Below are 18,305 nucleotides of genomic sequence, written 5' to 3' on the forward strand. Positions count from 1 at the left end.
ATGTATTTGTTTCGTCTAGCCATGGCCAGCCTGGCTAACCGCCGCTTCACCGCGATCCTGACCGCGTTCGCCATCGCCCTGTCGGTCTGCTTGCTGTTGGCCGTGGAACGCGTGCGCACCGAAGCCAAGGCCAGTTTTGCCAGCACCATCAGCGGCACCGACCTGATCGTCGGCGCCCGCTCCGGTTCAGTGAACCTGCTGCTGTACTCGGTGTTCCGCATCGGCAATGCCACCAACAACATCCGCTGGGACAGCTTCGAGCACTTCGCCAACAACCCGAAAGTGAAGTGGGCGATCCCGATGTCGCTGGGCGATTCCCATCGCGGGTATCGGGTGATGGGTACCACCGAGGCGTACTTCGAGCATTACCAGTACGGTCATCAACAACACCTGGAACTGGCTGACGGTCGCGCCTTCGCCACCGATCCGTTCGAAGTGGTGCTCGGCGCCGAAGTGGCCGATGCACTGCACTACAAACTCGGCGACAAACTGGTGCTGGCCCACGGCGTGGCGGTGATCAGCCTGGTCAAGCACGATGACAAACCGTTCACCGTGGTCGGCATTCTCAAACGCACCGGCACGCCGGTGGACCGCACGCTGCACATCAGCCTCGGTGGCATGGAAGCGATTCACATCGACTGGCACAACGGCGTGCCGGCGCGCGGCAACGGTCGGATCAGTGCTGATCAGGCACGCAACATGGACCTGACGCCGCAAGCGATCACCGCGTTCATGCTGGGCCTCAACAGCAAGATTTCGACCTTTGCCCTGCAGCGCGAAATCAACGAATTCCGTGGCGAACCGATGCTGGCGATCCTGCCGGGCGTGGCGCTGCAAGAGTTGTGGAGTTTGATGAGCACCGCAGAAAAAGCCTTGTTCGTGGTCTCGCTGTTTGTGGTGCTGACCGGGTTGATCGGCATGCTCACGGCGATTCTCACCAGCCTCAATGAACGTCGGCGCGAGATGGCGATTCTGCGTTCGGTGGGTGCGCGGCCGTGGCACATCGCGACGTTGCTGGTGCTGGAGGCGTTTGCCCTGGCGCTGTCAGGCGTGATCGCCGGCGTGGCCCTGCTGTATGTGGGCATCGCCGCTGCTCAAGGCTACGTGCAGGCCAATTACGGTCTGTTTCTGCCGCTGGCGTGGCCCAGCGAATATGAATGGACGCTGCTCGGTGGCATCCTGATCGCCGCGCTGCTGATGGGCAGCGTGCCGGCGTGGCGCGCGTATCGCCAATCCCTGGCCGATGGCCTGTCGATCCGACTATGAGGACGTTAATGATGCCCCGCGCTCTGCTTGCGCTGTTGATGCTGGTCGCCTTGCCGCTGTGGGCCGCCGAGCCGAAAGAGCTGACCTGGTCGGAAATGATCCCCCCGGACGCCGCGCCGGAAGTGCCGAACATGACCCCCCTGCACGACCTCTCGCAGATGGGCAGCGCGCTGTCCGCCGAGTCGGCGCCAGCCGCGAAACAGGACATGCCCAATGCGCCGGTGGTGAAGAGCCTCGACGGCCAGAGCATCCGCCTGCCGGGCTACATCGTGCCGCTGGAAGTGAGCGAAGAAGGCCGCACTACGGAGTTTCTGCTGGTGCCGTATTTCGGCGCCTGCATCCATGTACCGCCACCACCATCCAACCAGATCGTGCATGTGAAAAGCGAAGTCGGCGTGAAGCTGGACGAGCTGTATCAGCCTTATTGGATTGAGGGGGCGTTGCAGGTTAAAGCGTCGACCAGTGAGTTGGCGGATGCCGGGTATCAGATGGAGGCGGACAAGATTTATATCTATGAATTGCCGGAGTGAATCTGGTGTTCACGTGTTGATTTGAAGGGCGCCTTCGCGGGCAAGCCTCGCTCCTACAGGTCCTGCGCTAACCTGTAGGAGCGAGGCTTGCCCGCGAAGGAGCCCTCAAAGGTTCCGCAAAAATTAGTGCCATCACCGTTTCATTGAGCTGAGTCAAAAGACCGGACCAGACCGCTCCGTACCATTGGACATCGAACATTTTCAACGTCCTCTGGAGCCTCCATGCACAAGTCCTTGCTCAGCGCCTCGCTGTTTGCCCTCGCGCTCGCAGCCCCGCTCGCCCATGCCCATGAAGCCGGCGACATCCTCCTTCGTGCCGGTGCAATCACCGTCAACCCGAAAGCCGACAGCTCCGACGTCAAAGTCGATCAAGGCCCGCTGGCAGGCACCAATCTGGGTGGCAAGGCCACCATGAGCAGCGACACCCAACTGGGTCTGAACTTCGCTTACATGCTCAACAGCCACTGGGGCATCGAGCTGCTCGCGGCCACGCCATTCGAACATGACGTGAAGCTCAAAGGCACCGTCCTGGGTGCGGCCAACGGCAAACTCGGCAGCCTGAAACACCTGCCGCCAACCTTGAGCGTTGTCTACTACCCACTGGACGGCAAGTCTGCATTCCAACCGTACGTTGGCGCCGGTATCAACTACACCTGGATCTACGACGAGCACGTCGGCAGCGAGGCCAGCGCCAATGGCTTCAGCAACTTCAAGGCGGACAACTCCTGGGGCATGGCGTTTCAGGTCGGTGCCGACTACATGATCACCGACAACATCATGCTCAACGCCCAAGTGCGTTACATCGACATCGATACCACCGCCACCGTGGAAAACAACGCCGTGGCACAAGGCACCCGTGCCAAGGTCGATGTCGACGTGGACCCGTTCATCTACATGGTGGGCCTGGGTTACAAATTCTAAAATCGTTCACGTGGTGGGAACGAGCTGCAAAAAAAGGCGCCTTCACAGGCGCCTTTTTCTTGCTGGCGAAAAACTCAGCGCCCCAACAACCGCGCCAGGCCGACACTCATCGGCGTCTGAGCCGGGCAGGAAAACCGCTCCAGCAGTCGCTGATTGTTCGCCCGCGAATGGCGGATATCACCCGAACGCGCCGGGCCGTAGCTCACTGGCGGCAGTTCACCGACCGCCACTTTCAACGCTTCCAGCATTTGCTTGAGCGTGGTTGCCTGGTTCCAGCCGACATTGACCGCGCCGACTTCAACCTGCGGTTTTTCGATGGCTTGTACCAGCACGTCGACCAGATCTTCGACGTAAACAAAATCCCGCGTCTGCTCGCCATCGCCAAACACGGTGATCGGCAGGCCGCTTTGCGCGCGCTCGCTGAAAATGCTGATCACCCCGGAATACGGTGAGGACGGATCCTGGCGCGGGCCGAAGATGTTGAAGAAGCGGAAAATCACCGGTTCCAGCGCATGCTCGCGACGGTAGAAATCGAAGTAATGTTCACTGGCCAACTTGTCTGACGCATACGGCGTCAGCGGTTCCTTGGGCGTGTCTTCGTCGATCGACTGGCCTTCGCCATTGTTGCCGTAGACCGCTGCGCTGGAGGCAAACAGCACACGTTTGACGCCGCTCTGGCGCATGGCTTCGCAGACATTCAGCGAACCGATGAAATTGCTCTGGTGAGTCTTCACCGGATCATCCACCGAAGCCTGCACCGACGCCACGGCCGCCAGGTGCGCGACCGCACTGCAACCGGCCATTGCGCGAGCGACCAGGGCGGCATCGGCGACGTCGCCGACTATCAGCTCGACGCGAGGATTATCCAGCGCCAGGTTGCTGCGTTTGCCGGTGGACAGGTCGTCGAGAATCCGTACCGAATGGCCCTTGGCGAGCAAGGCGTCGGTCAGGTGCGAGCCAATGAAACCCGCGCCGCCGGTGATTAAAACAGGGCCGTCAGCCATGGCGATAGAACCTGTCCAGTAAGCCAGGGAGTGCCGCACGCCAGGCGCGGGGCTTGATCCCGAAGGTGTGAAGGATTTTCTTGCAGGCCAGCACCGCGTGTTGTGGCTCTTCGGCAGCGTCCGGGCGTGCGGCGTGAGCCTGGGCAGTCGGTGCTTCGATGGCCAGCGGATGCAATGCGCGGGCTTCGGTGAGAATCGCCTGCCCCAGCGCCAGCGGCGTGGTCGCCTCGTGCCCGGCGTAGTGGTAGGTGCCCCACAGTGGCGCCGCGCAATCGAGTTGCTTGAGCACCGAAATGATCACCCGGGCCGCGTCGTCGACCGGCGTCGGGTTGCCGCGACGGTCATCGGCCATCAACAGTTCTTCCGGCTTTTCGGCCCGGGACAGGAAACGCCCGAGGGTGCCGTCGGGGCTATCATCGAGCAGCCAGCCGAACCGCAGCAGCACATGCTGCGGGCAGGTCGCGCGCACGCTTTGCTCGATGCGCCACAAGGCCTGACCACGCAGGCCCAGCGGCACCGGTTCGTCTTTTTCGCTGTAGGCGGTCGCCCGCGAGCCGTCGAACACCCGATAGCTCGAGGGTTGCAGCAGAACGATGTTGTGATGCTGGCACAGTTCGGCCAGACGCTCGATTGCACGCTCTTGCCCGGCCAGACGCGATTCGCTGACCGTCTCCGCCTGGAACCAGTCGAAGTAGTAGGCGAGGTTGATCAACGCGTCCGGGCGCGTGTCGTCGAGCAGTTGCGTCAGGCTCGCGGCATCCCAGCCGTCTTGCGGTGGGCGGGGGGCGAGGAAACCGATGTCTTCCTCCGCACCGAGGCGAATCAGCGCCTGCCCAAGGGCATTTCCGCCGCCCAGTAACATAAGGCGCATTCGCATAGAGTCAGCAGGCCCAGTCTGATTGGATCAATGGCTTTATCGGCACCGCTCGCGGGCGGTGCCGTCGATAGTTGCCGGAATCGTTGCATTTTGCGGGTTTAGTGCGCAACCGTCATCCGTAAAGTGTAGATCTCCGGGATTTGTGGTGCTGCTTCGGGCCTCTTCGCGGGCAAGCCTCGCTCCTACAAGAGCGTGCGCGAGTTCTGTAGGAGCGAGGCTTGCCCGCGAAGAGGCCCTGAAGGCCAGCAGAGATCCCGAGTGGTACTTGCATCTTCCTCACCCCGCCCGCATAAATTACTCCATGAATCTGCCCATCCCCACGGACGCGGCCATGGCAGGCTTCCACCCCGCCGTCAGCGCCTGGTTCAGCAGCACCTTCCCGACGGTCACCGCCGCCCAGGCCCGGGCGTGGCCGCTGATCCGTCAGCACCGTTCGACCCTGATCGCCGCGCCCACCGGCTCCGGCAAAACCCTCACCGCGTTTCTCGCCGTCATCGACGATCTGGTTCACCGAGGCCTGGAAACCGCAGACGGGCTGCCCAACGAAACACTGGTGGTCTACGTCTCGCCGCTCAAGGCCTTGTCCAACGACATCCAGATCAACCTGCAAAACCCGCTGGCCGGCATCACTGAACAGTTACGTGCGCTGGGCCTGCCCGAGTTGCAGATCAACACCGCCGTGCGCACCGGCGACACGCCGCAAAAAGAACGCTCGGCGATGCGCAAGACCGCGCCGCACATTCTGGTGACCACCCCGGAATCCCTTTACGTGCTGCTCGGCTCCGACTCCGGCCGGCAAATGCTCGGCACCACGCGCACGGTGATCGTCGATGAGATCCACGCCATCGCCGCCAGCAAACGCGGCAGCCATCTGGCCCTGAGCCTGGAGCGTTTGCAGGCGTTATGCGCAGCACCGTTGATGCGCATCGGCCTGTCGGCCACGCAAAAACCCATCGAAGCGGTTTCACGCTTTCTGGTCGGTCGTGATCGCGAGTGCGAAATCATCGACATCGGCCACGCCCGTCCACGGGATCTAGGCATCGAAGTACCGCCGGTGCCGCTGTCGGCGGTGATGGCCAATGATGTGTGGGAATTGGTCTACGACCGCCTCGCCGTCCTCGCCCGCGAACACCGCACCACGCTGATTTTCGTCAACACCCGACGCTTGGCCGAACGCTTGAGCCGGCATTTGAGCGAACGTCTCGGCAAGCAAGCAGTCGCCGCCCACCACGGCAGCCTGGCCAAGGAGTTTCGCCTCGATGCCGAACAGCGCCTCAAGTGCGGCGACCTGCAAGTACTGATCGCCACGGCGTCGCTGGAACTGGGGATCGATATTGGCGATGTCGACCTGGTCTGCCAGATTGCCTCGCCGCGCTCGATTGCCGGGTTTCTGCAACGGGTCGGCCGCTCCGGCCACCAGGTCGGCGGCACGCCCAAGGGCCGATTGTTCGCCACCACCCGCGACGATTTGATCGAATGCACCGCCCTGCTCGACTGCGTGCGCCGGGGTGAACTCGATACCTTGCAGATTCCTCAAGCACCGCTGGACGTGTTGGCCCAGCAGATCATCGCCGAGGTCAGTTGCCAGGAATGGCCGGAGCACGCGCTGCTGGAGATGTTCCGCAATGCTTCGCCCTACGCTGAGCTCGACGAAACACATTATCAGGCGCTGCTGCAGATGCTCGCCGAAGGCTACAACGGTCGCCAGGGTATCCGCAGCGCGTACCTGCACCGCGACGCCGTGACGCGTACGTTGCGCGGTCGGCGCGGCAGCAAACTGACCGCCGTGACCAGCGGCGGCACCATCCCGGACAACGCCGACTACAGCGTGCTGCTGGAACCGCAAGGGCTGAACATCGGCAGCGTCAACGAAGACTTCGCCGTGGAAAGCATCGCCGGCGATGTCTTTCAGTTGGGCAACACCTCGTACCGAATCCTGCGGGTCGAAACCGGCAAGGTCCGGGTCGAAGATGCGCACGGCCAGTCGCCGACCATTCCGTTCTGGCTCGGCGAAGCGCCGGGGCGCAGCGCGGAGTTGTCCTTCGCCGTGGCGCGCCTGCAAGCGCAACTCGACGACCTGCTCGGCGCCACGCCCGGCAACTTGCAACCGGCCCTCGACTGGCTGACCGAGACCCTCGGCCTGAACCTCGACAGCGCCGGACAACTGGTGGATTACCTCGCCCGCGCGCGCCTGACACTGGGCGCCCTGCCCTCGCAGGACACGCTGCTGATGGAGCGCTTTTTCGATGAGTCCGGCGGCACGCAACTGATCATCCACACGCCCTTCGGCAGCCGCATCAACCGCGCCTGGGGCCTGGCCCTGCGCAAGCGTTTCTGCCGTACCTTCAACTTCGAATTGCAGGCCGCTGCCAGCGAAGATGCGATTGTGCTGTCGCTGTCCACCAGCCACAGCTTTGAGCTCGATGAGGTCTGGCGCTACCTGCACAGCAACAGCGCCGAACACCTGCTGATTCAAGCGGTGCTCGATGCGCCGCTGTTCGGCGTGCGCTGGCGCTGGAATGCCGGCGTCGCATTGGCGTTGCCGCGCTACAGCGGCGGGCGCAAAGTCCCCCCGCAGATTCAGCGGATGAAAAGCGAAGACCTGATCGCCAGCGTGTTTCCCGACCAGATCGCCTGCGTGGAAAACCTCGCCGGCGAACGGGAGATACCCGATCATCCACTGGTGGAACAGACCCTCGACGATTGCCTCCACGAAGCCATGGACTGCGAAGGCTGGCTGACGTTGTTGCGGCGCATGGAACGCGGCGACGTTCGCCTGATCAGTCGCGACCTGCCGGCGCCTTCACCGCTGGCCGCCGAAATTCTCAGCGCCCGGCCTTACACCTTTCTCGACGATGCGCCGCTGGAAGAGCGCCGCACCCAAGCCGTGCTCAACCGGCGCTGGACCGATCCGCAGTCCACCGACGACCTCGGCGCGCTGGATGCCGAGGCGATTCAAGCGGTGCGCGATGAGGCCTGGCCAACGCCGACCAATGCCGATGAAATGCACGAGACGTTGATGAGCCTCGCGTACATTGCCGATGCCGAGGCGCAGGCGAATGCGCAGTGGATTGATTGGTTGAGTGCCCTTGCCGAGAGCGGTCGCGCCAGTCGTTTGCAGATCGATGCCGGGCAATCGCTGTGGCTGGCGGTGGAACGGCTGACGTGCCTGCGCGCCATTTATCCACAGGCAAATTTGTCGCCACCGCTGGCGGCGCTGCCGGGGTTCGATGACGTCTGGGAAGCAGACGAAGCGGTGCTGGAAGTTATCCGCGCACGACTCAGCGCTTTTGGTCCGTTACCGCTGAGCGCGATTGCCGTGCCTCTGGGAATACCTGCGACTCACGTCACCCAGGCACTCGCGCAACTGGAACGCGAAGGGTATGTGCTGCGCGGCCACTTCACCCCCGGCACTGGTCAGGAAGAATGGTGCGAGCGGCATCTGCTGGCGCGAATTCATCGCTACACGGTCAAGCGTCTGCGGCGAGAAATCGAGCCGGTGGCGTTGCAGGATTTCATGCGATTCCTGTTCGACTGGCAGCATCTTTCTGCCTCGACTCAAGGCCAGGGCAATGCAGTGCTGCCCGCCATCGTCGCTCAGTTCGAAGGCTATCCCGCCGCCGCTTCAGCCTGGGACAGCGACATTCTTGCGGCACGGATCAAAGACTATTCGGCGAGTTGGCTGGATGACCTGTGCCGTAGCGGCAAACTGGTCTGGACCCGCCTGACCGCGCACAACAAAAGCGCCAGCACGGCGCTGCGCAGCACGCCGATTGTGTTGCTGCCGCGCAGCCAGGTCGGGTTGTGGAGCGGTCTGACTGAACAGACACCGGTCAGCGAACTGTCGCCCAAACCCCAAAAGGTTTACCAAGCTCTCAGCCAACACGGCGCGCTGTTTTTCGATGAGTTGATTCACGAGGCTCATCTGCTGCGCTCGGAGCTGGAAATCGCCTTGCAGGAACTGGTCGGGGCCGGGCTGGTGAACGCCGACAGTTTTGCCGGTTTGCGGGCGCTGATCACCCCGGCCAGTAAACGGCAGAATCGCAGCAGCCGACGCGGGCGCGGGGCGTTTATCGGAGGCATGGATGACGCCGGACGCTGGGCCTTGCTTCGACGCGGGGCGCCAGCGCCGGTGATGGATAACAAACATTCAACGCCGAGCGACACCCTGGAACACATCGCCATGACCTTGCTGCGCCGCTACGGCGTGGTGTTCTGGCGCCTGCTGGAACGCGAAGCAGACTGGTTGCCGAGCTGGCGCGAATTGCTGCGCACGTTCCATCGGCTGGAGGCTCGCGGCGAGATTCGCGGCGGGCGGTTTGTCAGTGGTTTGGCCGGTGAACAGTTCGCCTTGCCCGAGGCGATTCCGTTGCTGCGCGAAGTGCGGCGGCGGGCGCATGACGGGAGCCTGATTGCCGTGTGCGGGGTTGATCCGCTGAACCTCGCCGGTACGCTGCTACCCGGTGCGAAAGTACCGGCGCTGACGAGTAATCGGTTGGTGTACCGCGATGGTTTGCCGGTGGCTGCCGAGATCGCTGGCCAGCAGGTTTTCTGGGTGGAATCGACGAGTGAAATACGCAACAAGCTGAATCACCGCAATTTCCTGTAGGAGCGAGGCTTGCCCGCGAATAACGATGACGCGGCCTCCTTGATACACCGCGGCGCGTCCTTCGCGGGCAAGCCTCGCTCCTACAGGGATCTGGTGTACCCGTCAAAGTGATATTTGCGTTCAGGACAAATATCAAATGCCAATACCTCTATTTTTCCGCACAACCCAATCCCCGACACTGCGCTCCATCAATCAACCCACCGGAGTTGCAGCCATGCCCATTGCCTTGCTCGCGCTGACCCTCAGCGCCTTCGCCATCGGGACGACCGAGTTCGTCATCGTTGGCCTGTTACCCACTATCGGCGCCGACCTCGGCGTCAGCCTGCCGTCCGCCGGCCTGCTGGTCAGCCTCTATGCCCTGGGCGTTGCCATCGGTGCCCCGGTGCTGACCGCCCTCACCGGCAAAGTCCCGCGCAAAATGCTGCTGTTGTCGCTGATGGTGCTGTTCACCCTTGGCAACCTGCTGGCGTGGAAAGCACCGAGCTACGAATCGCTGATCATTGCGCGAATCGTCACCGGCCTGGCCCACGGGGTGTTTTTCTCGATTGGCTCGACCATCGCCACCAGCCTCGTGCCGAAGGAAAAAGCCGCCAGCGCGATTGCGATCATGTTCACCGGCCTGACGGTGGCGCTGGTCACCGGCGTACCGTTGGGGACGTTCATCGGTCAGCATTTCGGCTGGCGTGAAACCTTCCTCGCTGTCTCTGCTTTGGGTGTGATTGCGTTCATCGGCAGCCTGCTCTATGTGCCGAAAAACATCACCCACAGCAAACCGGCTTCGCTGCTGGAGCAGTTGCAGGTCCTCAAACAACCGCGCTTGCTGTTGGTGTATGCCATGACGGCGGTCGGTTACGGCGGTTCGTTCATCGCCTTCACGTTCCTTGCGCCGATTCTTCAAGACATCTCTGGTTTCAGCGCCGGCACCGTCAGCCTGGTGTTGCTGGTGTACGGCATCTCGGTGGCCGTCGGTAACATCTGGGGCGGCAAACTGGCCGACAAACGCGGCCCGATCAAAGCCCTGAAAATCATCTTCGCCCTGCTCGCCGCCGTGTTGTTCGTGCTGACCTTCACCGCCGGCAACCCGTGGCTCGCGCTGGCCACCGTGCTGGTCTGGGGCGCGGTCGCTTTCGGCAACGTGCCGGGCTTGCAGGTGTATGTGGTGCGTCAGGCCGAACATCACACGCCGAATGCGGTGGACGTGGCTTCCGGCCTGAACATCGCGGCGTTCAACCTCGGCATTGCCGGTGGCGCGTGGGGCGGTGGTTTGATCGTCGCCCACATGGGCCTGATCCATACCGCGTGGATCGGTGGTCTGGTGGTGTTGGTGGCGCTGGCGCTGACTGCATGGAGCGGTCGCCTCGATCGCCTCGGCCCGGTCTATGCCGCGGGCTCAACCCGCATAGTCGCCGGCCACTGATTACCCTTGTAGGAGCCGGCTTGCTGGCGATCGCGGTGGCACATTCAACATGGATGTGACTGACACACCGCTATCGCCAGCAAGCCGGCTCCTACAGGTCCGTGTGTCCATTCAAGGTTTGTACCGTCCGTAGTCCCGTCGAAACTTTCTCGCTTGCCCCGCAGTCATCAAAAGACAGGGGCAACCGGGGACCCTCGGACGGGAGGCGACATGGCGGCGATTCACAGCGGTATTTCAGCTTGGCGCTTCTTCGCCTCCGGCGAGCCTGCAGCACAAGGCGTGTCGCCATGAACCGCGCCGAGCAGTTCAACCCCGACGATGACTCGTCAGGAACCGTGAACGCCGTACGCCGCTTCACCGTGCTGACGGTCAACACGCACAAGGGTTTCACCGCGCTCAACCGGCGTTTCATCCTGCCGGAATTGCGCGAAGCCGTGCGCAGCGTGTCCGCCGACGTGGTGTTTTTGCAGGAAGTCCACGGCACCCACGAGCACCATCCCCAGCGTTACAGCAACTGGCCGACGATGCCGCAGTACGAATTCCTCGCCGACACGCTGTGGCCGCAATTCGCCTACGGACGCAACGCGGTGTACCCGGCAGGCGATCACGGCAATGCACTGTTGTCGAAATTCCAGATCATTCGCCACGACAACCTCGACGTGTCCATCAGCGGACACGAAAACCGCGGCATCCTGCATTGCGTATTGCGCTTGCCCGTCGATGGCCCGGAGGTGCACGCGATTTGCATCCATCTGGGGCTGCGTGAAACCCATCGCAATGAACAGCTGAAGCTGCTGACCCAACGCCTCGCAGAATTGCCGAGCGACGCGCCGGTGATTGTCGCCGGTGACTTCAACGACTGGCGTCAGCGCGCCGACGCAATGCTCAAGCCCTGTGGTTTGCGCGAGGTGTTTGCCGAACTCCACGGCAAACCGGCGCGCAGTTTTCCGGCGCGCTTGCCGGCCTTGCGCCTGGACCGCATCTACGTGCGCAACCTCAAGGCCAGCCATCCGCAAGTCCTGGCGGCGCGGCCCTGGTCCCACCTTTCCGACCACGCACCACTATCGGTGGAGATCGAGCTATGAGCAGCGCACCGATGGAAAAAACCACCGTGGATCACGTGCCCACCAACCCGCCGGTGCGCGAACCCGGCGTGGTCGACGTTCAATATGGCTGGCAGGGCAACAACCGGGTGGAACTGCTGGAAAACGGCGAAGAATATTTCCCTCGGGTGTTCGAAGCCATGCGCCAGGCCAAGACTGAAATCCTCCTGGAAACCTTCATCGTTTTCGAGGACAAGGTCGGCGAAGAGCTGCAGCAAGTGCTGATCGACGCGGCTCAACGCGACGTACGCGTCACGGCCAGTCTCGACGGGTTTGGTTGTGGCGAGTTGAGCACCGATTACCTCACCGCGTTGAGCGAGGCCGGCGTGCACCTGCAAATATTTGACCCGGCACCGAAGCGTCTGGGTATCCGCACCAATTGGTTCCGGCGCCTGCACCGCAAAATCGTGGTGGTCGACGGCACGATTGCGTTCATCGGCGGGATCAACTTTTCCGCCGACCATCTGGCCGACTTCGGCCCCGAGGCCAAACAGGATTACTCGGTTGAAGTGCAAGGCCCGGCGGTGACCGACATTCATCATTTCGCCCTGCTGCAAAGCGGTCGCCCGGCCCGCGCCAAATACTGGTGGCAACGCCGGCGGCAGCGGCGCTCGGAACTGGCGTTCAACGATCACGATGGCCAGGTCCGTTTGGTGTACCGCGACAACGGAGATCATCAATCCGATATCGAAGAGGTTTATCGACATGTCCTGCGCAGCGCCCAGCGTCGCGTGGTGATTGCCAACGCCTATTTCTTTCCCGGTTATCGCTTGCTGCGCGAGATACGCAACGCCGCGCGGCGAGGCGTCGAGGTGCGACTGATCCTGCAAGGCCAGCCGGACATGAGGGTGGCCAAACTGGCCGCGCGCATGACCTATGACTACCTGCTCAAATCCGGGGTGCAGATTCACGAATATTGCGAGCGCCCGCTGCACGGCAAAGTCGCGCTGGTGGACGAAGACTGGAGCACCGTCGGCTCGAGCAACCTCGACCCGCTGAGCCTGGCGATGAACCTGGAAGCCAATGTGCTGATCCGCGATCGCGCCTTCAACCGCGATTTGTTCGAACGCCTCGAGAGGCTGAGCGACAACCACTGCAAAGCCATGTGTGCAAACAAATCCCCACGCGGACGGGTCTGGCACATGACCGTCGGTTTTCTGGTGTTCCACTTCCTGCGGCACTTCCCGGCATGGGCCGGTTGGCTGCCGGCACACAAGCCACGCCTGAAGCCCTTCACCCACCTCGCCGGGGGCGATCACCATGAACCGCGCTGAAACCCATTCGGCGCCTCACGCCGACAGCCCGCACAAGTCGCATTGGAGTCGCTGGAAAAAACCGCTGACGATGCTTTTTTTCCTGGCGCTGATCGTCCTGTTCACGATGCTGGCCCAACGCATCGAATGGAACGAGGTGTTCGACACCCTCGCCGATTTCAAGGTGCGCACGCTGGTCATCGCTTCCGGGCTGACGCTGGTGAGTTTTCTGGTGTACGCCTGTTTCGACCTGATTGGCCGCACCTATATTCGTCAGGACCTGACCTGGAAACAGATCCTGCCAGTGGGGATCATCAGCTACGCCTTCAACCTCAACCTGAGTGCCTGGGTCGGCGGCATTGCCATGCGCTATCGGCTTTACTCGCGGCTCGGCGTGAGCAAAAGCAACATCGCAAAAATCCTCGGCCTGAGCCTGGCGACCAACTGGTTCGGCTACATGGTGATTGCCGGCGCGATGTTCAGCAGTGGGCTGGTGCGCATGCCACCGGGCTGGAAACTCAGCAGTGGTGCGTTGCAGGGCGTGGGGGTTTTGTTGCTGTTGGTGAGCGCGGGATACCTGGCGGCCTGTCAGTATTCCAAGCGGCGGGAGTGGGCGATTCGCGGCGTCGAAATCAACCTGCCGTCCCTGCGCATGGCGGTGCTGCAACTGGCGCTCGGGGCGCTGAACTGGTCGCTGATGGCGGCGGTGATCTTCACCCTTCTGCCGAGCAAGCTGGATTATCCGCTGGTGCTTGGCGTGTTGTTGATCAGCGCGATTGCCGGGGTGATCACGCACATTCCAGCGGGGCTCGGGGTGTTGGAGGCGGTGTTTGTCGCGTTGCTGCAGCATGAGGCTTCGCGGGGGAGCCTGGTGGCGGGGTTGCTGGCGTATCGGGCGATTTATTTCATCTTGCCGTTGTTGATTACGTTGGTGATGTATTTGATTGTCGAGGCCAAGGCCAAGTCGTTGCGGATTGCGAAGAAACCCAAGTAGTTTGGCGCTTGCAAAGACGCCTTCGCGGGCAAGCCTCGCTCCTACGGGGTTCGCGCGCTTCCTGTAGGAGCGAGGCTTGCCCGCGAAGGCATCCCCGCCGATCTTACGTCGACTGGATAATGCTCAACCGCTCACCCACCACCATCTCGGTAATCCAGTCCACCAGGATCGACGTATACGCCTGCTGTGAAACCGGCTCGCTCAACGCGTGATCGGCGCCGTCGATGATGCGGTGGGTCAGCGAGTGCGTCTGCTGACACGCCGCCCGGTAACTCATGATGGTCGCGTGGGGCACATAGTCGTCAGTCTCGGACTCCACCAGCAGCACATCCCCGGTAAATTGCGAACAGGCATGCAACGCGCGATTGCTGTCGGCGCGCACCAGCGTGCTGCGGTAATCACGCAAATCGAGCTTGTCCAGTTCGCGCTTGGGCGCGTGCCATTGCTCATCGCGATACAACGCCGGCACCCGCAGCGCCAGCCAGCGCACGGGGCGCAATGAGGTCAGAATCGCAGCCAGATAACCGCCATAACTGGTGCCGACCACGGCGATCGCCGAGGTGTCGAGCGCCGGATGCGCGAGCAATCGATCGTACGCCGCCAGCAGGTCTCGCAGGTTGTCTTCGCGGGAAACCCGCGTCAGTGGAATGCCGGTGCCGCCGGTGTGCCCGCGCAAGTCGAACGTCAGGCACACGCAGCCCAGACCTGCGATGCCTTTGGCCCGTTCAAGATCACGCTCCTGACTGCCGCCCCAACCGTGCACGAAGAGCACGCCGGGGACCTTCGATTTGGGGCTGAGAAAAGTCCCGCTCATCTGTTCATCGTCGATGTCGATCTGAATGGTTTCGCTTCTAGCCGTCATAGGATTTGACCGTTACGTACTTGAGGAGAAATTCACTGTTGTGCGCCGGCCCGCGGTACACCTCGATGGCGTCCGCCGGGAGCGCTTGATCGATGTAGGTTTCTACCGAGGACACACGAATCGCGCTCATCTGCGGGTCGTTGACGAAGCTCTGCAACGCCGCCACTTCGGCGCTGCTGGCACCGCCCATGCGCCAGGACTGTTCAAGCACGCCGCTGCGCTGTGTGCCGTTACTGTCCAGGCCTTGCGCGATGTCATAGTTGCGCCGCGAGGCATAGAAACCGGGATAGGCCTCGTCCGCCGCACGGTCGAACACCTGCGCTTGCCGGATGGCCAGCCGCACGTCGTCGGGCAGTTGCAGTTCGAGCAGTTCGTCGTAACCGCCCTGCACCACGAGCAGATTGGAACCACCATAAACCTGCTCGCCATGACCGTCTGCGGTCAGGTACTGATCACCGCAGTAACTCAGCACTGTGTCGCCGATGAAGCTTTGGCCGACGCTGTGGGTCACCACCTCGGTCAGGTCTTGCTCCAACACCACGCCTTCGGTGAATAGCGCCTTGGCATCGGGTCTGCCGAGGATCGCATCAAATTGGTCGAGGCTCTGGATCACCTCCTGACCGCGCCCGGCGCAGGCATGGATCGGTTTCAGGCGAATCGGGCCGCTATCGAGCAAATGCTCCGCCGCAGGCCGAGCATCGTCGAGGGAGAACACGCTGAGACCCTTGAGCACCACGTTGCGCACCCGTTCGCAAAACAACGGCGACCAGCCGTGCGGAGCAAAAGCGTTTTTGTTGCGCAAGCCGTGGCTGATGGCTTTGGTGCAGATGAAATCATGCTCGACATAGCCGCCCCACAAATCCTCCGGGCCCTTGACGCCCAATTGCCGCGCGGCAGCAGCGCCGACAATGGTTTGTGTCGGCAACAGATAAAGATCGCGACCGCTGTGGTGTTCGGGGTCGTAGCTGCCGCCGAATTTAAACCCGAGAACCTGCGCCAGCCAACGGGCCAATGCGTGATTGGTTTCGACTTCGTGCTGTGGTGCGTCGGGCCGCACCGAATGGGCGACCACCAGTTTCTTGCGGTTTGTTGGGGTCATGCGTCCCCCTTCAATCGGCGCTTGATGAGTGTAGTTGTAGGGGTGCAGGGATCAGGCCAACGGCGGCTGATTTGAAATAATCGGCAATTCAATCAGTTGCCGAATCGGTGATAGCACTGGGCCTGTCTCATTCTGCACGACGGCCATTTCGCTCCCGGCATTTTGCACGACCCAAGCCTTGCAAAGATCAAACTGTGGGAGCGAGCCTGCTCGCGAAAGCGACCTTTCAGGCGACATAGATGCTGACCGTCACGGCCTCTTCGCGAGCAGGCTCGCTCCCACAGGGGATTTCTGGCGTTGCGACTATCGGGCTGCGGCGGTCGGCGAAACCCCAAACCGCGTCCGATAATCACTCGGCGCCAGCCCGGTAATTTTCTTGAACGTCGCACGGAAGGCACTCGGGTCCTGATAACCGACGGTCCAGGCAATGTGGTCGATGGTGCCGTTGGTGAACTCCAACATTTCCCGGGCCTTGCCGACCCGCAGGTGCTGGCAGTACTCGGTGGGTTTCAGCCCGGTTGCAGCACGAAATCTGCGCAGGAAAGTACGTTCTTCCAGCCCTGCCCGTTCAGCCATGGTCGCCAGCGACACATCGGTCGCGCCGGTGCTTTGCAGCCAATGCTGCACCTTGAGAATCGAGGCGTCGCCGTGGCTGAGAATCGGTGAAAAGTTGCTGCCACATTCACTCGCACTGTCGCTGTGTTCCACCACCAGAAACCGCGCAGTGCCGGTGGCGATGCTCGGCCCCAGCAATCGGTCGACCAGACGCAAACCCAGCTCGGACCAGGCCATCAACCCGGCGGTGGTGATCAAGTCGCCGTCATCGACGATCGGTGTATCGGCCTTGAGCTTGATCGCCGGATAGCGCTCGGCGAACGCCTTGGCCGACGTCCAGTGGGTGGTGGCGCTACGGCCGTCAAGCAGGCCGCTTTCAGCCAATAGAATCGAGCCCACGCAAACGCCGCCGAGGGTTGCGCCTTGTGCGTGTTGCTGACGAATCCAGCGCAGCAAGCCTTGCGGCGCCTGGCCTTCGGAGAAACCGGCAATCGACGGCGGGATCAACACCGCCACCAATGCGCCGTCTGGCGCGGGATGGCTGTCGTAGATGCGCTGGGGTGGTTGATCGCCATCGACCTGCCAATGGCTGACCCGCAACAACGGCAACTGCGCCGCCTGATAGTCGGCGGCAATCCGGTTCGCCACGCCGAACAAGTCGGTCAGCCCGTGCACCGCCGCCATCTGCGCGCCGGGATAAATCAGCACACCCAGCTCGGCGATTGGCCTTTGTGCGTCCATTGTCAGTTTTCCCCCTTCTATTGTCGGTGCGGCCAATCCTCGGACGGTCCGCCAGAGCCAATACTTCATTCCACACCCACACACTTCGAGGAAACAGTCATGGCCAAGCAAGCACTCATCGTAGTTGATATCCAAAACGACTACTTCCCCCAGGGCAAGTGGCCGCTGGTTGGCGCGGACGCTGCAGCGGATAACGCCGTACGTCTGCTCAAAGCCTTTCGTGATGCCGGTGATTCGGTGGTGCACATTCGCCACGAGTTCACTTCCGACGAAGCGCCCTTCTTCACCCCGGGCTCCGAGGGCGCGAAGCTGCATCCCAAAGTCCTGAACCGCGCCGACGAGCCGGTGGTGCTCAAGCACTTCGTCAACTCGTTCCGCGAAACTGAATTGCAGTCAATTCTCGACGAGCAGGGTATCAAGGAGTTGGTGGTGGTTGGCAGCATGAGTCACATGTGCGTCGATGGCATTACCCGTGCGGCCGCCGACATGGGTTATGCCGTCACTGTCATTCATGACGCCTGTGCCTCGCGGGATTTGGAGTTCAACGGACTTACGGTTCCGGCTGCCCATGTTCATGCTGCGTTCATGTCGGCGTTGGGTTTTGCCTATGCTCGTGTGGTGTCTACTGGCGAGTTTCTGGCTGGTTGAGGTGAGGTGAGCTGAGCTGAGCTGAGTACATATCCGTTGGTGCGGTAACGGCTGCTATTGGTTTCGCTCTTACAGCGAGTCACTTTCGAAAAGCGCGAAAGTAACCAAAGCGCTTCTGCCCCTTTCGTTCGGTGCCTCGCTAAGGCTCGGCATACCCTCGCTCCGGTCCTGCTCCGTGGGCCCGCCGCCATCGGCCATCCATGGCCGGGGGCGGCTAACCCGGCATCCATGCCGGGTTGCCCACTACGCAGAACCGCCACTCGGCCTCTCGAGGGGGCGACTACCGCCACAGCCGCCGAGGCGGCCTGAAAGCCGACCTGGCTCTTCAGTTGTCCGCGTTGTCCTTCTTTGATGCGTTCACTCATTCCGGACATGTGCACCACTCCCCTGTAGGAGCCGGCTTGCTGGCGATGGCGTCCGTCCAGT

The 18,305-nt window shown here is 62.1% G+C and carries 14 protein-coding genes; 9 read left to right on the plus strand and 5 right to left on the minus strand.

Features of this window, described 5'->3' with window-relative positions:
* From K5R88_RS17545 to K5R88_RS17555, 3 genes are all read left to right on the plus strand, one after another.
* Nucleotides 1-1,266, plus strand: coding sequence for an ABC transporter permease (locus K5R88_RS17545; protein ID WP_008033758.1), 1,266 nt, complete (start codon nt 1-3; stop codon nt 1,264-1,266).
* 11 nt (nt 1,267-1,277) lie between these two features.
* Nucleotides 1,278-1,796: a DUF3299 domain-containing protein gene (locus K5R88_RS17550; RefSeq protein ID WP_032829112.1), complete on the plus strand. Its 519-nt coding sequence runs from the start codon at nt 1,278-1,280 to the stop codon at nt 1,794-1,796.
* A 222-nt stretch (nt 1,797-2,018) separates the two neighbouring features.
* Nucleotides 2,019-2,717, plus strand: coding sequence for an OmpW/AlkL family protein (locus tag K5R88_RS17555; RefSeq protein WP_008042936.1), 699 nt, complete (start codon nt 2,019-2,021; stop codon nt 2,715-2,717).
* Nucleotides 2,718-2,791: 74 nt separating this feature from the next.
* On the opposite strand, the gene K5R88_RS17560 is transcribed toward K5R88_RS17555, so the two are convergent.
* Together K5R88_RS17560 and K5R88_RS17565 are read right to left on the minus strand one after the other, a co-directional pair.
* Nucleotides 2,792-3,721 carry an NAD-dependent epimerase/dehydratase family protein gene (locus tag K5R88_RS17560; RefSeq protein WP_226298123.1) on the minus strand — a complete coding sequence of 310 codons (930 nt, stop codon included), beginning with the start codon at nt 3,719-3,721 and terminating at the stop codon, nt 2,792-2,794.
* Complete coding sequence (locus K5R88_RS17565) at nt 3,714-4,598, minus strand: sugar nucleotide-binding protein (protein ID WP_032829110.1); 885 nt, start codon at nt 4,596-4,598, stop codon at nt 3,714-3,716. Before K5R88_RS17565 ends, K5R88_RS17560 begins: the two co-directional genes overlap by 8 nt.
* Nucleotides 4,599-4,899: 301 nt before the next feature.
* Here K5R88_RS17565 and K5R88_RS17570 point away from each other — a divergent pair, with 301 nt between their 5' ends.
* The 5 genes from K5R88_RS17570 to K5R88_RS17590 all read left to right on the plus strand — a co-directional run bounded on the left by K5R88_RS17570 (nt 4,900) and on the right by K5R88_RS17590 (nt 13,974).
* Complete coding sequence (locus tag K5R88_RS17570) at nt 4,900-9,207, plus strand: DEAD/DEAH box helicase (protein ID WP_226298124.1); 4,308 nt, start codon at nt 4,900-4,902, stop codon at nt 9,205-9,207.
* Nucleotides 9,208-9,421: 214 nt separating this feature from the next.
* A complete protein-coding gene (locus K5R88_RS17575; RefSeq protein WP_008034454.1) occupies nt 9,422-10,624 on the plus strand; it encodes an MFS transporter in 1,203 nt (400 codons plus the stop codon).
* Between the two features lie 287 nt (nt 10,625-10,911).
* Nucleotides 10,912-11,709, plus strand: a complete 798-nt coding sequence (locus K5R88_RS17580) for an endonuclease/exonuclease/phosphatase family protein (RefSeq protein WP_207286592.1) — start codon at nt 10,912-10,914, stop codon at nt 11,707-11,709.
* On the plus strand, nt 11,706-13,001 hold the full coding sequence (gene clsB, locus K5R88_RS17585; RefSeq protein ID WP_226298125.1) for a cardiolipin synthase ClsB: 1,296 nt from the start codon (nt 11,706-11,708) through the stop codon (nt 12,999-13,001). The genes K5R88_RS17580 and clsB overlap by 4 nt, the downstream gene beginning before the upstream one ends.
* Nucleotides 12,988-13,974: a lysylphosphatidylglycerol synthase domain-containing protein gene (locus K5R88_RS17590; RefSeq protein WP_226298126.1), complete on the plus strand. Its 987-nt coding sequence runs from the start codon at nt 12,988-12,990 to the stop codon at nt 13,972-13,974. The genes clsB and K5R88_RS17590 overlap by 14 nt, the downstream gene beginning before the upstream one ends.
* A gap of 103 nt (nt 13,975-14,077) precedes the next feature.
* Here the strand turns inward: K5R88_RS17590 and K5R88_RS17595 are convergent, their stop codons facing one another.
* The 3 genes from K5R88_RS17595 to K5R88_RS17605 form a co-directional block, all read right to left on the minus strand.
* Nucleotides 14,078-14,836, minus strand: a complete 759-nt coding sequence (locus tag K5R88_RS17595; protein ID WP_008044043.1) for an alpha/beta hydrolase family protein — start codon at nt 14,834-14,836, stop codon at nt 14,078-14,080.
* Nucleotides 14,826-15,935: a DUF3182 family protein gene (locus tag K5R88_RS17600; protein ID WP_226298127.1), complete on the minus strand. Its 1,110-nt coding sequence runs from the start codon at nt 15,933-15,935 to the stop codon at nt 14,826-14,828. The genes K5R88_RS17595 and K5R88_RS17600 overlap by 11 nt, the downstream gene beginning before the upstream one ends.
* A 303-nt stretch (nt 15,936-16,238) precedes the next feature.
* Entirely contained in the window at nt 16,239-17,231 is a 993-nt protein-coding gene (locus K5R88_RS17605) for a GlxA family transcriptional regulator (protein WP_226298128.1), read from the minus strand.
* Nucleotides 17,232-17,330: 99 nt separating this feature from the next.
* Here K5R88_RS17605 and K5R88_RS17610 point away from each other — a divergent pair, with 99 nt between their 5' ends.
* Complete coding sequence (locus K5R88_RS17610) at nt 17,331-17,879, plus strand: cysteine hydrolase family protein (protein WP_008044039.1); 549 nt, start codon at nt 17,331-17,333, stop codon at nt 17,877-17,879.
* Nucleotides 17,880-18,305 lie beyond the last annotated feature (426 nt).

Origin of the sequence: Pseudomonas sp. MM213 (genome assembly GCF_020423045.1) — a bacterium.
In the GTDB taxonomy this organism is placed as follows: Bacteria; Pseudomonadota; Gammaproteobacteria; order Pseudomonadales; family Pseudomonadaceae; genus Aquipseudomonas; species Aquipseudomonas migulae.

Coding starts and splice junctions, on each gene's coding strand:
- K5R88_RS17545 (WP_008033758.1), top strand. CDS start 1: ATGTATTTGTTTCGTCTAGCCATGGCCAGCCTGGCTAACCGCCGCTTC.
- K5R88_RS17550 (WP_032829112.1), top strand. CDS start 1,278: ATGCCCCGCGCTCTGCTTGCGCTGTTGATGCTGGTCGCCTTGCCGCTG.
- K5R88_RS17555 (WP_008042936.1), top strand. CDS start 2,019: ATGCACAAGTCCTTGCTCAGCGCCTCGCTGTTTGCCCTCGCGCTCGCA.
- K5R88_RS17560 (WP_226298123.1), bottom strand. CDS start 3,721: ATGGCTGACGGCCCTGTTTTAATCACCGGCGGCGCGGGTTTCATTGGC.
- K5R88_RS17565 (WP_032829110.1), bottom strand. CDS start 4,598: ATGCGAATGCGCCTTATGTTACTGGGCGGCGGAAATGCCCTTGGGCAG.
- K5R88_RS17570 (WP_226298124.1), top strand. CDS start 4,900: ATGAATCTGCCCATCCCCACGGACGCGGCCATGGCAGGCTTCCACCCC.
- K5R88_RS17575 (WP_008034454.1), top strand. CDS start 9,422: ATGCCCATTGCCTTGCTCGCGCTGACCCTCAGCGCCTTCGCCATCGGG.
- K5R88_RS17580 (WP_207286592.1), top strand. CDS start 10,912: ATGAACCGCGCCGAGCAGTTCAACCCCGACGATGACTCGTCAGGAACC.
- clsB (WP_226298125.1), top strand. CDS start 11,706: ATGAGCAGCGCACCGATGGAAAAAACCACCGTGGATCACGTGCCCACC.
- K5R88_RS17590 (WP_226298126.1), top strand. CDS start 12,988: ATGAACCGCGCTGAAACCCATTCGGCGCCTCACGCCGACAGCCCGCAC.
- K5R88_RS17595 (WP_008044043.1), bottom strand. CDS start 14,836: ATGACGGCTAGAAGCGAAACCATTCAGATCGACATCGACGATGAACAG.
- K5R88_RS17600 (WP_226298127.1), bottom strand. CDS start 15,935: ATGACCCCAACAAACCGCAAGAAACTGGTGGTCGCCCATTCGGTGCGG.
- K5R88_RS17605 (WP_226298128.1), bottom strand. CDS start 17,231: ATGGACGCACAAAGGCCAATCGCCGAGCTGGGTGTGCTGATTTATCCC.
- K5R88_RS17610 (WP_008044039.1), top strand. CDS start 17,331: ATGGCCAAGCAAGCACTCATCGTAGTTGATATCCAAAACGACTACTTC.